The 14,427-nt window shown below is 70.5% G+C and carries 12 protein-coding genes; 8 read left to right on the top strand and 4 right to left on the bottom strand.

Annotated elements, in window-relative coordinates; translation table 11 throughout:
• The first annotated feature begins 7 nt into the window (after positions 1-7).
• The 7 genes from ABC319_RS13855 to ABC319_RS13825 all read left to right on the top strand — a co-directional run bounded on the left by ABC319_RS13855 (position 8) and on the right by ABC319_RS13825 (position 8,224).
• Positions 8-769, top strand: a complete 762-nt coding sequence (locus ABC319_RS13855) for an SDR family NAD(P)-dependent oxidoreductase (RefSeq protein WP_413070792.1) — start codon at positions 8-10, stop codon at positions 767-769.
• Positions 770-883: 114 nt separating this feature from the next.
• Positions 884-3,070, top strand: coding sequence for a TonB-dependent receptor (locus ABC319_RS13850; RefSeq protein WP_413070791.1), 2,187 nt, complete (start codon positions 884-886; stop codon positions 3,068-3,070).
• A gap of 1 nt (position 3,071) precedes the next feature.
• Positions 3,072-4,472, top strand: coding sequence for an FAD-binding oxidoreductase (locus ABC319_RS13845; RefSeq protein ID WP_413070790.1), 1,401 nt, complete (start codon positions 3,072-3,074; stop codon positions 4,470-4,472).
• Positions 4,469-5,416, top strand: a complete 948-nt coding sequence (locus tag ABC319_RS13840) for an alpha/beta hydrolase (RefSeq protein WP_413070789.1) — start codon at positions 4,469-4,471, stop codon at positions 5,414-5,416. Before ABC319_RS13845 ends, ABC319_RS13840 begins: the two co-directional genes overlap by 4 nt.
• Positions 5,416-6,726 (top strand): MFS transporter, encoded by a 1,311-nt coding sequence (locus ABC319_RS13835; protein WP_413070788.1) that lies wholly within the window; start codon positions 5,416-5,418, stop codon positions 6,724-6,726. Before ABC319_RS13840 ends, ABC319_RS13835 begins: the two co-directional genes overlap by 1 nt.
• A gap of 44 nt (positions 6,727-6,770) precedes the next feature.
• Complete coding sequence (locus ABC319_RS13830) at positions 6,771-7,532, top strand: helix-turn-helix transcriptional regulator (RefSeq protein ID WP_413070787.1); 762 nt, start codon at positions 6,771-6,773, stop codon at positions 7,530-7,532.
• Complete coding sequence (locus ABC319_RS13825) at positions 7,529-8,224, top strand: FadR/GntR family transcriptional regulator (protein WP_413070786.1); 696 nt, start codon at positions 7,529-7,531, stop codon at positions 8,222-8,224. The genes ABC319_RS13830 and ABC319_RS13825 overlap by 4 nt, the downstream gene beginning before the upstream one ends.
• On the opposite strand, the gene ABC319_RS13820 is transcribed toward ABC319_RS13825, so the two are convergent.
• Together ABC319_RS13820 and ABC319_RS13815 are read right to left on the bottom strand one after the other, a co-directional pair.
• Complete coding sequence (locus tag ABC319_RS13820; RefSeq protein WP_413070785.1) at positions 8,221-9,693, bottom strand: sensor histidine kinase; 1,473 nt, start codon at positions 9,691-9,693, stop codon at positions 8,221-8,223. The genes ABC319_RS13825 and ABC319_RS13820 overlap by 4 nt on opposite strands.
• The gene (locus tag ABC319_RS13815) at positions 9,686-10,495 is read right to left on the bottom strand and encodes an alpha/beta fold hydrolase (protein WP_413070784.1); all 810 of its coding nucleotides are present in this window, start codon (positions 10,493-10,495) and stop codon (positions 9,686-9,688) included. Before ABC319_RS13815 ends, ABC319_RS13820 begins: the two co-directional genes overlap by 8 nt.
• An 86-nt stretch (positions 10,496-10,581) precedes the next feature.
• Between ABC319_RS13815 and ABC319_RS13810 the strand changes: the two genes are divergently transcribed.
• On the top strand, positions 10,582-10,860 hold the full coding sequence (locus ABC319_RS13810; RefSeq protein ID WP_413071697.1) for a hypothetical protein: 279 nt from the start codon (positions 10,582-10,584) through the stop codon (positions 10,858-10,860).
• Between the two features lie 13 nt (positions 10,861-10,873).
• On the opposite strand, the gene ABC319_RS13805 is transcribed toward ABC319_RS13810, so the two are convergent.
• Both ABC319_RS13805 and ABC319_RS13800 read right to left on the bottom strand, forming a co-directional pair.
• Complete coding sequence (locus ABC319_RS13805) at positions 10,874-12,871, bottom strand: PAS domain-containing hybrid sensor histidine kinase/response regulator (protein WP_413070783.1); 1,998 nt, start codon at positions 12,869-12,871, stop codon at positions 10,874-10,876.
• Positions 12,855-14,375: an ATPase domain-containing protein gene (locus ABC319_RS13800; RefSeq protein ID WP_413070782.1), complete on the bottom strand. Its 1,521-nt coding sequence runs from the start codon at positions 14,373-14,375 to the stop codon at positions 12,855-12,857. The genes ABC319_RS13805 and ABC319_RS13800 overlap by 17 nt, the downstream gene beginning before the upstream one ends.
• Positions 14,376-14,427 lie beyond the last annotated feature (52 nt).

The following is a 14,427-nucleotide window of genomic DNA, read 5'->3' as shown; positions in this document are numbered from 1 at the left end:
AACGCGCATGTACGCCGATCGTCTGCGGCTGGACGGCCGCACCGCCTTCGTGACCGGTGGCGCGCAGGGCATCGGCTGGTGCTGCGCCGACGCGCTGGCCGAGTTCGGCGCGGCGGTGACGATCGCCGACCGGGACGGCGCGCTGCTGGAACGCGGGCTGGAGAGCCTGCGCGCGAAGGGTCACCGGGTCGACGGCTGCATCCTCGACGTGACCGATTCCGCCGCGGTCGAGGCGGCGGCGGAGCGGACCGGCGGCGCCGACATCCTGGTCAACAATGCCGGCATCGCCCGCAGCGAAACCGCCGCGGAGGATGTCGCCGACGAGCATTGGCTGAACGTGCTCGACGTGAACCTGAACGGCACCTTCTGGTGCGCGCGCGCCTTTGGCCGGCGGATGCTGGCGAAGGGTGCGGGATCGATCGTCAACATCGGATCGATGTCGGGCGTCATCGTCAACCGGCCGCAGCCGCAAAGCTATTACAATGCGTCCAAGGCGGCGGTGCACCAGCTGACGAAGAGCCTGGCGGCGGAGTGGGCGGGGCGCGGCGTGCGCGTGAACGCGGTCGCGCCGACCTACATCGCCACGCCGCTGAACGCCTTTGCCGACCGGACCAGCGAGATGTACCGCCGCTGGATCGACGGCACGCCGCAGGGCCGGCTGGGCGAACCGGAGGAGGTCGCGTCCGCCGTCCACTTCCTCGCGTCCGACGCGGCCAGCCTGATGACCGGCAGCATCGTACTGGTCGATGGCGGCTATTCCTGCTGGTAGGGCAAACCGCAGAGCCGATCGGCACAGCCGCCAGCCTTTCCGATAGGTGATCAGGCGCGCATACCTTTCTGACAGGTGGACGACAACGATCCGCCGCCAACGGAGAGGTCCCGCATGCGCCGTCGTTCGCTGTTCGCGCTATCCACCGCCCTGACCCTGGTCGTGCCCGCCGTCGCCGCGGCACAGTCCGCAGAGCCGCAGGGCGCCCAGACCACCGATCAGGGAACGCCCGCCGATCCGCAGGCGGATACCTCGACAGGCACCGATCCCGCCGCGTCCGACATCGTCGTCACCGCCCGCCGCCGCGAGGAGCGGCTGCAGGACGTGCCGATCGCGGTCACTGCCATTTCCGGCGACGCGATCAAGCAGCAGCAGCTGGTCGTGGTGCGCGATGTCGCCGCCTATACGCCTGGCCTGAACATCAATTCCGACTCGGTCGGCCGCGCCTTCGTCTCGATCCGCGGTGTCGGCACCACGCTGATCGACACGGTGCAGCCGGGCGTCGGCATCTTCATCGACGGCATCTACCAGCCCAACACCACCTATCTGAACTCGCCGCTGGTCGACGTCGCCCGGGTCGAGGTGCTGCGCGGGCCGCAGGGCACGCTGTTCGGCAACAACACGCTGGGCGGCGCGATCAACGTCGTGACCCGCCAGCCGTCGAACGACTGGCAGGGCCGCATCGACGGCGCGCTGGCGGCCGGCGACAATTACGCGTCGGTGTCGGGCAGCGTGTCGGGCCCGATCGTGGCCGACGTGCTGCAGTTCCGCATCGGTGCCGCCTATCACCGCGAGGACGGGTTCCAGCGCAACCTGCTGGCCGGCGGCGACCAGAACCCGCTGGAGACCAAGAGCGTCAACGGCACGCTGCGCTTCGTGCCGGCCACCTGGGCGCGCTTCACGCTGAACGGCGGGTGGGACCGGGTCTATGGCGGCTCCACCGCCTATTTCCACGTCGACGGCCCGCGTGACTATACGCTCGACAACAGCACCAACCAGCGCAGCCTGGCGACGATCAACTATTACGCCGCCAACCTCAAGGGCGAGTTCGACATCGACAGCCTGAACACCACGATCACCGCGATCGGGGCGTACAACCAGAGCGATACGGTGAGCGCGGGCGACGGCGACTACAGCGCGCTCGACTTCTTCCGCGTCACGTCCGACCGGACGCTGAAGACGCGGACGGGCGAGCTGCGGCTGGACACCAAATGGGGATCGAACTTCTCGACCCTGGTCGGCGCTTTCTACGGCCGCTCGACGACCGACAGCACCGGGACCACGACGGTCGTGCCGGCGAACCTGACCGTGCCGGCGAGCGCCACCGCCGAGAACGAGAATATCGCGGTGTTCGCCACCGGCTTCCTGAACTTCGGCAACGGCCTCGATCTGGCGGTGGGCATCCGGTACGATCACCAGAAGCTGAACGCCTCCACCGCCGGCCTGCCCGCCGCCTACAAGGCGAACGAGTGGCAGCCGCGCGCGACGCTGACGAAGCGGTGGTCGCCGGAATTCATGACCTATGCGTCGGTCGCCCGCGGTGTGCGCGGCGGTGGCCAGAACGGGCCGGGTGCGCCCAACCTGACCTACAGGGGCGACAGCGTCTGGACGTACGAGGTCGGATCGAAGGCGAGCGCCTTCGGCGGTCGCCTGACCGCCAACGTCGCGGCCTTCTATAACGACTACAAGAACTTCATCGGCGCCAACGCGCTGGCGCCGTCGACCATCCTGAACCCCGCCACCGGCCAGCCGGTCGGCTTCGTGGCGATCAACCTGAACTCGGGCGATGTCGAGAGCTATGGCGCGGAGGCCGAGCTGTCGTTCAACATCAGCAACCTGTGGCGTGTCTATGCCAACGCCACGCTGCTCCACTCGCGCGTGACCGACGCCAGCCAGTTCCAGGCGGTGACCGGCTATGCCTATCCGGGCGACCGCATCCTGTTCGTGCCCGACGCGAACTATTCGGTCGGCACCAACCTGCGCCTGCCGTTCCACAACGACCAGGCGATCGTGGTCGACACCAACGTCGTCGCCAAGGGCGCGCGCACCGGCGGGTCGCTGGACGCCGCATCGGTGCCGATCCTGGCCCCCTATTACCTCGTCAACGCGTCGGTGGCGTGGCAGACGGGTCCGCTGGAGGTCGCCGCCTTCGCCACCAACCTGTTCGACGAGAAATATGTCGAGACCTATCTCGACTCGTCGCTGCTGCGCCGCGCCGGCCTGCCCGCGCCGCTCGTCTCGAACCTCGCGATCCAGTCGCCGCGCCGCCGCGTCGGCATCCGCGGCACGATCCGGTTCTGATATGATCCACGCCCCCCGCCCCGCCCGCCCGCCGCTCGACGAGGCGTTCGTCGCGTCCCTCCGCCAGCGCTTCGGCGACGCACTGGCACTGGGCGAGGGCATCCGCCGTCAGCACGGCACCAGCGAGGCGCATTTCGCCGAAGCGCTGCCCGACGCGGTCGTCTTCGCCACCTCGACCGAGGAGGTCGCGGATTGCGTGCGGCTCTGCATGGCGGCCGGCGTGGCGATCGTGCCGTTCGGTGCGGGCACCTCGATCGAGGGCAACGCGCTGCCGGTGAACGGCGGGGTCAGCATCAACCTGGCGCGGATGGACGCGATCCTGGCGATCAATGCCGAGGACTTCGACTGCATCGTCCAGGCCGGCGTCCGGCGCGAGGAGCTGAACGCCCACCTGCGCGACACCGGGCTGTTCTTCCCGATCGATCCGGGCGCCAACGCGACGATCGGCGGCATGGCATCGACCCGCGCCAGCGGCACCAACGCCGTCCGCTACGGCACGATGCGCGACGCCGTGCTGTCGCTGACCGTCGTCACCCCGGACGGCAAGGTGATCCGCACCGGCACCCGCGCGCGCAAGTCCGCCGCCGGGTACGACCTGACCCGCCTGTTCGTCGGCGCGGAAGGGACACTCGGCATCATCACCGAGGTGTCGCTGCGGCTGCATCCGATCCCCGAGCAGATCTCGTCGGCGGTATGCGGGTTCGAGACGCTGCAGGGCGCGGTCGACACCGTGGTGCAATCGATCCAGTGCGGCGTGCCGCTGGCCCGCGTCGAAATCCTTGACGACCGGCAGATGGCGGCGGTGAACCGCTGGTCGAAGCTCGACTATCCGGAGATCACGACGCTGTTCTTCGAATTCCACGGCTCGCCGGCCGGCGTGGCGGAACAGGTCGAGACGGTGGCGGCGCTGGCGGAGGCGAACGGCGGCGGCGCGTTCACCTGGTCGAACCAGCCGGAGGAACGCGCCCGGCTGTGGAAGGCGCGGCACGAGGCCTATTACGCCGCCGTCAACGTCCGTCCCGGCGCGGTCGGCTGGACGACCGATGTGTGCGTGCCGATCAGCCGCCTGCCCGAATGCATACTTCAGACCCGCGCCGACATCGACGCGGGGACGGTGCCGGCATCGATCCTGGGCCATGTCGGCGACGGCAATTTCCACGTCATCTTCTCGATCGATCCCACCGCCCCGCACGAGTTCGAGGAGGTCGAGGCGATCAACCGCAAGCTGGTCGACCGGGCGATTGCGATGGACGGCACCTGCACCGGCGAACACGGCATCGGCATCGGCAAGCAGGACTGGCTGGTCGCCGAACTGGGCGATGCGGTCGATACGATGCGCCTGCTGAAGCGTGCGCTCGACCCGCAGAACCTGATGAACCCCGGCAAGATCTTCAGCCTGTGACCGGGCTGGAGCTCGTCGACCCCGAACTCCGCCCGCTGCTGGCGGCGTGGCCGACGATTGCGCTGGACGATGCGACGCTGGCCGACCTGCGCGCCCGCGACCTGCCGCTGCCGCCGGCCGGGGACGGCGGCGTCGACATGACCAAGCGGCAGGTACCCGGCCCGACGGGTGCGCCCGACATCGGCCTCAGCATCTATCGGCCGCGCGCCGCCACCGGCACGCTCGGCTGCATCTACCACATCCACGGTGGCGGCTATGTCGGCGGATCGGCGGGCGCGCTGGAATCCGTTCACCGCCCGCTCGCCGCCGCGCTCGGCTGCGTGATCGTCTCGGTCGATTACCGGCTGGCACCGGAAACGCGCTTTCCCGGTGCGATCGAGGATTGTCACGCCGGGCTCGCCTGGACGGTGGCGCATGCCGGCGAGCTGGGCATCGACATCGCCCGGCTGGGCGTGATGGGCGAGAGCGCGGGCGGCGGCCTTGCCGCGTCGCTGGCGTTGATGGTGCGCGACCGCGGAGAGATCGCGCTCGCCTTCCAGCACCTGACCTATCCGATGATCGACGACCGCACCTGCACGGCGCCGCCGCATCCGCACGCCGGCGCGTTCATCTGGACGCCGCACAACAACCGCTTCGGCTGGTCCGCCCTGCTCGGCCACGAACCCGGTGGCGAGGGTGTGTCGCCCTATGCCGCGGCCGCGCGCGCCGACGACCTGACGGGATTGCCGCCGACCTTCATCATGACCGGTACGCTGGACCTCTTCGTCGACGAGGACATCGACTATGCCCGACGCCTGATCGCCGCCGGGGTGCCGACCGAACTGCACGTCCATCCCGGAGCCTTTCACGGCTTCGACATCCTGCCCGGCCCCGCCGTGGCGAACCGTGCGCAGGCTGCGCGCATCGATGCGCTGACCCGCGCGCTGTCAGGAGCACCATCGTAATGGCGACCATCGCCCTCGCCCCCCGCACCGGCTTCCGCAGCGCGCTGCCCTCGCTCCTCGCGCTCACGCTGGCGATGACCGTCGGCTTCGCGATGATGGGATCGTTCGGCACCGTGCAGGAGAGCGTCAAGGCCGAGTTGCGGCTGAGCGATGCGACGCTGGGCGTCATCCAGGGGGTCAGCGCGGGGCTGGCGCTGGTCGTCTGCTCGATCCCGGTCGGCATCCTGGTCGACCGGTTCAACCGCGTCCGCCTGCTGATCGCGCTGGCGCTGATCTGGACGGTCGGCACGGCGATGACCGCGGTGGCGCAGGGCTCGACGATGCTGTTCCTGGCGCGCGTGCTGACCGCGACCGGCACCACCGGCGCGCTGACCGCGGCGCTGTCGCTGACCGCCGACCTGTGCGTACCCGAACAGCGCGGGCGGGCGATGCTGGTCGTCAATCTGGGCAAGATCGCCGGCATCGCCGGGGCGTTCGCCCTGGGCGGCTGGCTGTTCGGCGCCTTCGCCAGCGGTACGCTGCCGACGATCGCGGGCATGGTGCCGTGGCGCGGCACCCACGCCGTGCTGACCGTCGTCAGCCTGATCCTGATCGCCCCCCTGCTGCTGCTGCGCGAACCCGCCCGACGCGAGGTCGCGGCCACCACCCATGCGCCGTTTCGCGTCCTGGCGGCCGAACTGTGGTCGCGCCGCCGCTTCCTGATCCCGCTGTTCGTCGGGCAGGTCGCAGTCGTCATGGCCGACAATGCCGCGCTGGTCTGGGCGGCGCCGGTACTGTCGCGCCGTTACGGATTGCAGCCGGGCGACTTCGCCGGCTGGATGGGCGCGCTGGTGCTGGTCAGCGGCCTCGGCGGCACGCTGCTGGGCGGGTTCACCGCCGATCTGGGGCAGAAGAGCGGCCGGCGCGGCGGGCTGCTGGTCGGGGCGCTGTTCGCCGCGATTCTGGGCGTTCCCGCCGCGCTGTTCCCGGTGGCGCCGTCGGTCACGCTGTTCGCCGTCGCGTTCGGCGCGTTGTCGCTGTGCGGCGCCGTAACCGGGCTCGCCACGTCGGTCGCCTTGACCGTCCTCATCCCCAACGAACTGCGCGGGCTGTGCATCGGCGCCTTCATCGCCTTTGCCGGGCTGATCGGCTTCGGCATCGCCCCGCCGCTGGTCACGCTGGTCAGCGCGCTGCTGGGCGGCGAGAGCCATCTGGCGCCCGCGCTCGCCATTGTCGGCGTCGTCACCGGCATCCTGTCGGTCGGGGCGTTCTTCTTCGCCATCCGCACCGCGCCGCTCTCCGCCACCGCAGACCTGTCAGATAGCTATTGACCACCTTTCAGAAAGGTGCATGATGCTTCGATAAGGAGAGGATCATGGCTGGCATGACAAAGCAGCGTATCGACGTGTCGCCGGAGATGCTGGCGTTCATCGGCCCCGGCACGGTCGGCGATGCAGCGGACGCGGCGGCCATGCCCACCGACGCCGTCACCCTGCGCTTCCAGCTTGGCGATGCGGACCATCCGCCGGTCTGCCGCTATGCCGAAGGTGCCGATGACGAGGCGACGGTGGTGCTGGCGGTCAGCGCCGCGGCCTGCCGCCGGCTGTTCGGCTTCCTGCCCGACGCGCCGACGACCTGGCACCTGCCCAGCGAGTTGCGCACACTGGTCCTCGCCCTGCGCGATTGCCCGATGGCCGAACCCGCCCGGCACACGCTGCGCCTCGCCAAGAGCATCGAGCTGCTCTGCGCCACCTTCGCCCAGCTCGACGAGCTCGTTCCCGCCGACGGGTCGGGCGAGCTGTCCGAACTGGATGCCGTCCGGCTCGCCGCCGCACGCCGCCTGATCGACGAGCGGTGGCAGGAGAAGCTGACCCTCGATGCCATCGCGCGGGCCTGCGGACTGAACCGTGCCAAGCTGACGCGGGGCTTCCGCCAGATGTTCGGCTCCACCGTCGCCGACGCCATCGCCGACCGGCGGCTGCACGGCGCGCACGGCCTGCTGCTCGCCACCGACCTGCCCGTCTCGTCGATCGGCTATCGCTGCGGCTACCGGAACAATGCCAGCTTCAGTCGGGCGTTCACCCGCCGCTTCGGGCTGGCCCCCACCCGCCTGCGCGCGCTGGAGCTGGCGGCGTGAGGGCGGTGGCGCGGCACGACGAGGGCGGCTCGCTCGTCGATTTCGCGGTGCGCCGCATCCGCGATCATATCCGCGACCGCGACCTGAAGGTCGGCGACACGCTGCCCGGCGAGGGCCAGTTCGCGACCGAACTGGGCGTCAGCCGCGCGGTGATGCGCGAGGCGTTCGGCGCCCTTGCCGCGCTGCGCCTGATCGATGTCGGCAACGGACGCCGGGCGCGGGTCGGCGCGATCGACGGATCGGTGATGGGCACCTCGCTCGACCATGCGGTCTCGACCGCACAGGTGTCGGTAAGCGAGGTGTGGGACGTGCGCCGGACGCTGGAGCTGCGCACCGTCGAGCTGGCCGCCGCGCGCCGCTCCGACGCGGATGCCGCCGCCATCCTCGCCGCCGCGATCGCCATGGCCGATGCCGTGGACACCGCCGCCGTGACCCGCCACGACATCGTCTTCCACCAGGCGGTGGCGCGGGCGAGCGGCAACGCCCTGTTCCTCCAGATCGTCCGCTCGTTCGAGCCGCTGATGGTCGAGGCGGTGCCGCTGGCGTGGCGCACCCGCGATACCGACGAGGCACGATCGATCGTGCTGCAGCGGCACGCCGACATCGCCCATGCGATCGCGGATCGTGACGCGGACAGCGCCATCGCCCTGATGAACGCGCATTTCGACAACGCGATCGGCGCCGTGCTCTAGGCGGGCACGTCCGCCTCGCCGGCCGGCAGATAGACCTGGAACAGCGCGCCACTGGTGCGTGTCGGATCGGCCCGGATCCAGCCGCCATGCGCCTCGACGATCGCCTTGGTGATGGCCAGGCCCAGCCCGGTACCCGACTTGCCCGATCCCGCCGGCGGATGCGCCTGTGCGAAGCGCGTGAACAGCCGGTCGTGGAACGCCGGCGGGATGCCGGGGCCCTCGTCCTCCACCCCGATCACGAAGCCCTCGTCCTGCCGGTCGAGCGACACCCGTACCACGCCGCCGTGACGACAGAGCCGGATCGCGTTGGCCAGCAGATTGCTGACCACCTGCGAGATGCGGCCGGCGTCCCACGCTGCCGTGCTGGGGGCGCCCGGGTCCGGTCCGACCAGCACGATCGCTCCCGGCACGGCCATCGGGCGATGATCGTCGATCGCCTGATCGATCAGCATGCGCACGTCGATCGGGCTGCGGCGCAGCTCCAGCGTGCCCGATCCCACCTTATCCAGGTCGAGCAGGTCGTTGACGATGCGCAGCAGGCGCTGGCTGTTGCGCCAGGCGATGTCGACCAGCGACGGGGCGGCCCCGCGCGAGACGGCTCCATCCGCCTGCCGCAACAGGGTCAGCGCGCCGATGATCGCGGTCAGCGGCGTCCGTAACTCGTGGCTGACGGTCGAGACCAGTTCGTCCTTTACCCGCTCGACCAGCCGCTGCTGGGTAACGTCGCGGAACACCCATAGCCGGCCGGTCAGCTGGTCCTCGTCGATCCAGCGGCTGCTCACCTCGATGGCGGCCGAGCCGTGGTCGATCGTGAACGCCATCTCCGCAGCGGGATCGACCGCCAGCCGCCGGCCATGGTCCTCGCCGCCATCGGCGATCAGCCGGGTCAGCGCGGCGGCGACCTCGCGCTCGCCATCCTCCTTGCGCTCAACGCTCAGCAGCGATCGCGCCCGATCGTTCAGCAGGATTTCGATCGACTTGCCGTCGACGAACACGATCGGGATCGGCAGGTTGTCGATCAGCGCGGCGATGCGGCGCGACGCGTCGATCCGGCGCGCCGTATCCTTGCCCTGTGCCAGCTGATGGTCGATCAGCGCCGCCCACCGCGCCAGCGCCTGAAGGTCGACCGGCCGCTCGCCCCGCACCGCGAGCACCAGGTGGAGCCCGCGGTCGTCGATCGGCGCCGCCGCCATCCGGTCCGGCCGCTCGCCGGTCAGCTGCGTCCAGTCGAGCGGAATGCGCCGGTCGCGCGCCTCGATCGCGCGGGCACGGTCGGCGATCAGGTCGGCCGGCACCCTGATCCGCTGGCCGATGCGTCCGACCGGCGGATGCGCCTCCTCGATCGTCGCCCGTCCGTCGTTGGTCGATACCAGCACGGCCAGCGCCGCGGCGGATTCCTGGGCCAGCAGCCGCAGCGTCAGCCCGACCGACGGATCGGCGGTGCGCCGGCCGAGCAGCCGGTCAGGCACGCAGCGCCTCGTCCAGCGCCGCGCGGACGATCGCGGGGGCCGACAGATGGGGCAGATGGCCCTCCGCATCGATCCACATCAGCCGGCTGTCGGCGATATGCGCGTGGAGATAGCGGCCGACCGCCGGCGGTACCGCCACGTCGGTCCGCGAATGCACCAGGAAGGTCGGCCGGGTCAGCGCGGGCAGCAGCGGGCGCACGTCGGATTCGAAGATCGTCCGCGCGACGCGCAGCGTCACGTCGGGGCGCATCGCCAGCAGCCCGGCCGAGAACTCCTCCACCGCTGACGGCGCCGCGGCACCGATCGCCATCGGTGCGAACCCCGCCACCCACGCCTGGTAATTGGCGGCCATCGTGCCCAGCAGCCCCTCCAGATCGGCACGGTCGAACCCGCCCTCGTAATCGGCATCGTTCAGGTACCGGGGCGAGGCGTTCAGCAGGATCAGCCGGTCGAACAGCGCCGGCGCCTCGATCGCCGCCAGCACGCCGATCATCCCCGCCACCGAATGCCCGACATAGGTGCAGGCCTCGACCCCCACCTCCTCCAGCAGGTCGAGCACGTCGTCCGCGAACGGCGACAGCGAGCGGTAGTCGTCGGGATCGAACCCGTCGGGCAGCAGTGGCCCGGCCCCGGGCAGGTCGAACAGCAAGGCGGTGTAGCGCGCGTCCAGCCCGCTCGCGAAATCGCGCCATGCGCTCTGGTCGGTGCCCAGACCATGCCCGAACACGACGATCTCGCCGCCGGAACCCAGCACGTGCAGATTGTGCCGCCGCGCCAAAGGTCCATGCAAGTTCATTGGCATGGGATGCTCATTCGCCCTTGTTGCCCCTGTGCGGTGCTATCCCCCCGGCTATCGTGCGTCTACCACGCGAATCCGGCGTGCACACGATGCCGGCGAAGGAGGCAATTCTGTCGGACGATTACGCGCATGGCCGGCGGGACGGCCTGCGGCTGGCGCTGGCGATCCTGGCGGCGGAGGAGGCGAAATGGGCGCCGCTGCTGCGGGAAAGCTCGTCGTGGCGGACGAACCTGTCGCGCGAGGTGCGGCACAAGGCATTGCAGGTGGCGCAGAAGCGGGTGCAGACCGCGCTCAACCGCCTGTCGCCTGCCGACGACGCGGCGATCGATGCGGAACTCGCCGCCGCGCTGGACAGGCTGGGATTGTAGGGCGGACCCCGCCTCAGCTCACCACGCGCAGCCGCCGCGGCCGGTCGTCGGGCCGGTGCAGCAGTTCGTCGACGCGCGTCGCCAGCTCGACCTGCCTGAACGGTTTTGACAGGCGGGGAACATCGTCCGGCACGTCCTCGCCGGTGGCGGCATAGCCGGTGATCAGCAGCGCCGGCAGCGAGCGGGCCGTGGTGCGCAGCTCGCCGATCAGCGCCGCGCCGCTCATGCCCGGCATCATGTAATCGGTGACGACGACGTCGATCTCGACGCCCGCGCGCACCGCCGCCAGCGCCTGGCTGCCCGACGCCGCCTCGACGACATGGTACCCGATGTCGCGCAGCATCTCCGCGGTGGCGGAGCGGACGATCTCCTCGTCGTCGACCAGCAGCACCCGCGCCGCGCGGCGCGCCGGCTTGGGCTCGGCCGGACGTTCGGTCGCGGCGGCGGCCTGCTCGCCGGTCGCGGGCAGCCACAACTCGATGCTGGTGCCCCGCCCCGGCTCGCTGGCCAGCGTCAGCGTACCGCCGGATTGCGCGGCCAGCCCATGGATCATCGACAGGCCCAGCCCGGTCCCCTTGCCGACCCCCTTGGTCGAGAAGAACGGCTCGGTCGCACGGGCCAGCGTCGCCTTGTCCATGCCGATGCCGGTGTCGCCGGCCAGGATCCGGACGTAGCGGCCGGCGCCCAGCCCGATCGCGTTGCGTTCCTCAACATCGGCGCACGCCACGGTGATGGTCAGCTGCCCGCCGCCCGGCATCGCGTCGCGCGAATTGATCGCCAGGTTCAGCAGCGCGAGTTCCAGCTGGTTGGGATCGACCCGGGCGGACGGCAGATCGCCCGGTACCTCCAGCACCACCCTGATCGTCGGGCCCAGCGAGCGGCGGATCAGGTCGACGATCCCGTCGATCAGCGCGCCCACGTCGACCGCGGTCGGCTGCAACGCCTGGCGCCGCGCGAAGGCGAGCAGCCGCTGCGTCAGCGTCGCCGCCCGCTCCGCCGCCTGCAACGCGCCGCCCACCATCCGCTGGGTCCGCTCGTCGTCCTTGTGGCGACGCCTCACCAGGTCGAGGCTGCCGACGATCGGGGTCAGCAGGTTGTTGAAGTCGTGCGCCACGCCGCCGGTCAGCTGGCCGATCGCATCCATCTTCTGTGCCTGCGCCAGCTGGACGTCGGCCTCCTTGCGGGTCGTGACATCGGTGACGACGCCGATCATCCGCACCGGCCGCCCCTCCGCATCCACCCGGATACGGCCCTTCTTGGTGATCCAGCGCCGGCTGCCGTCGGCACCGCGGATCGCGCATTCGATGTCCAGCGTGCCGGTGGTCAGCGCATCCTGAAACGCCGCCGCAATCCGCTCGCGCTCGTGCGGCTCGACATGCGTCAGCATCCGCGCGGTCGACCAGTCGGGCTGCGGATCGGCGTAGCCGAAGATCTCGTCGTGCCGCACGCTGCGCTGGATCTCGCCGGTCGACAGGTCCAGGTCCCAGCTGCCCATGTCGGCGGCGTCCAGCGCGAATTCCAGGCTGGTGCGCGCCGCCTCCAGCTCCGCCGTGCGGTGGGCGACCGCCGATTCCAGCGTCGCCGCGGCCGAGCGGACCTCGTACTGCCGCCGTCGCGCCTTGATCGCGGAGCGGACCGCGCCCAGCATCGCTTCCGCGTGCAGCGGCCGCTGGAGCAGCACGACATTGCCCAGGTCGCCGACCCGCTCCGACGCCAATGCCGACCGCGGCCCGCGCGCGCCGTTGGCCAGCACCACGAACGGCAGGTCCGACCATGTCGCCTGCGCCGCGATCCAGGCGGTGAGCGGGGCGCGATCCTCCGCGGCCAGCGCCTCCTCGGTCATCAGGACGGCGGCCACGCCCCGCTTCATTTCCGCGACCAGGCCCGGCAGGTCGGCCGTCACCTCTCCCGCGATCCCGCCGCGGTGCAGCAGGTCCGCCGCAATGACCGCATCGCGCCCCCGCGGCGCGAGGATCAGGACGCGATCGTCGGGTTCAGGATGCGGCGACACCGCCGCCTCCGCTGGCCATGCCCGCCAGCAGCGACTTGTCCTCGCCCGAGAAGGTCGGCACGCCGGTCAGCACGCCTTGGAATTCGCGCAGCGGCTCGCCGAACACGATGCCGTCGTCGTCGATCCGGAACTCGCGGATGGTGCGCTCGTGCTTCGCCGTCCGCGTCTTGATCACCGAGATCGCCTGCCGCACCGCGCCGACCGCCTCGAAATAGCGCAGTTGCACGGCGGTGTCGGCCAGATAGCTGAGATCGACGTCGGCCCGCACGTCGCCCATGATCCCGTGCATTCCCAGGATCAGCATCGTCACCACCCCGCGCTGGCCCAGATAGGTCAGCATCTCGTGCATCTGGAGCACCAGAAACTGCTCGCTGGGCATCGACTGGAGATAGGCGTTCAGGCTGTCGACCACGATCATCCGCGCGCCGTCTTCCTCCACCGCGGCCCGCACGGTCGCGGCGAACTCGCCCGGCGACAGCTCGGCAGGATCGATCGCGCGCAGGCTCAGCCGCCCGTCGTCGAGATGGGGCTGGAGGTCCATGCCCAGCGCCTTCGACCGCGCGAGCAGCGTCGGCGTGCGCTCGTCGAACAGGAAATAGGCGACATGCTCGCCGCGCCCCAGCGCCGCGACGATGCACTGCACCGTCATCGTCGTCTTGCCGACCCCGGCCGGCCCGGTCAGCAGCGTCGCGGTGCCCGGCACCAGCCCGCCACCCAGCAGCGCATCGAACGACGTCGAGCCCGTCGACACGAACGCCATGTCGAAATCGACGCCATGCTCCGCCGCGACCAGCCGCGGATAGACGCACAGCCCGCCGCGCTGGATCTCGAAATCGTGGAAGCCGCCACGATAGCGCATGCCGCGCATCTTCACGATGTGCATCCGCCGCCGCTGCGCCCCGAACCCCGACAGCGTCTGTTCCAGCGAGATGACGCCGTGGGCGATGCTGTGCAGCTGCAGATCGCTGCCCGACGCGCTCTTGTCGTCCAGCACCAGCACCGTGCAGTGGCGGGTGGCGAAGAAATGCTTCAGCGCCAGGATCTGCCGGCGATACCGCACCGGGTTCTGCGCCAGCAGCCGCAGTTCGGACAGGCTGTCGATGACGACGCGGGCCGGCTGCAGCTCGTCGACCCGGGCCATGATCGCGCGCACCGTCTCGCCCAGCTCGACCTCGCTGGGGTGGAGCAGCGTCTGCTCCTGGTCGTCGGTCAGGCCGTCCGCCGGCACCATCTCGAACAGGTCGATCGCATCCAGCGACCAGCCATGCGTCTTCGCCACCGCCCGCAGCTCGACCTCGGTCTCCGCCAGCGTGACGTAGAGGCCGGGCTGCCCCTGCTCGACCCCGGCGAGGAGGAACCCCAGCCCCAGCGTCGTCTTGCCGGTGCCCGGCGTTCCCTCGATCAGGTACAGCCGCTCGGGCGTCAGCCCGCCGCCCAGCACGTCGTCGAGCCCGTCAACGCCCGTGGAGGCGACATCTGATCCCTGCTGCGACACCCGCGCCATCCTGCTTCCCGGTAATGGCTCGCAGCTCGCCCGCGAGACGACCGGTCTAGAT

Source organism: Sphingomonas phoenicis, from assembly GCF_047238005.1.
GTDB lineage: Bacteria > Pseudomonadota > Alphaproteobacteria > Sphingomonadales > Sphingomonadaceae > Sphingomonas.
This window is presented reverse-complemented; position numbering and strand designations above follow the sequence as displayed.

Coding starts and splice junctions, on each gene's coding strand:
- ABC319_RS13855 (WP_413070792.1), top strand. CDS start 8: ATGTACGCCGATCGTCTGCGGCTGGACGGCCGCACCGCCTTCGTGACC.
- ABC319_RS13850 (WP_413070791.1), top strand. CDS start 884: ATGCGCCGTCGTTCGCTGTTCGCGCTATCCACCGCCCTGACCCTGGTC.
- ABC319_RS13845 (WP_413070790.1), top strand. CDS start 3,072: ATGATCCACGCCCCCCGCCCCGCCCGCCCGCCGCTCGACGAGGCGTTC.
- ABC319_RS13835 (WP_413070788.1), top strand. CDS start 5,416: ATGGCGACCATCGCCCTCGCCCCCCGCACCGGCTTCCGCAGCGCGCTG.
- ABC319_RS13830 (WP_413070787.1), top strand. CDS start 6,771: ATGGCTGGCATGACAAAGCAGCGTATCGACGTGTCGCCGGAGATGCTG.
- ABC319_RS13815 (WP_413070784.1), bottom strand. CDS start 10,495: ATGCCAATGAACTTGCATGGACCTTTGGCGCGGCGGCACAATCTGCAC.
- ABC319_RS13810 (WP_413071697.1), top strand. CDS start 10,582: ATGCCGGCGAAGGAGGCAATTCTGTCGGACGATTACGCGCATGGCCGG.
- ABC319_RS13800 (WP_413070782.1), bottom strand. CDS start 14,375: ATGGCGCGGGTGTCGCAGCAGGGATCAGATGTCGCCTCCACGGGCGTT.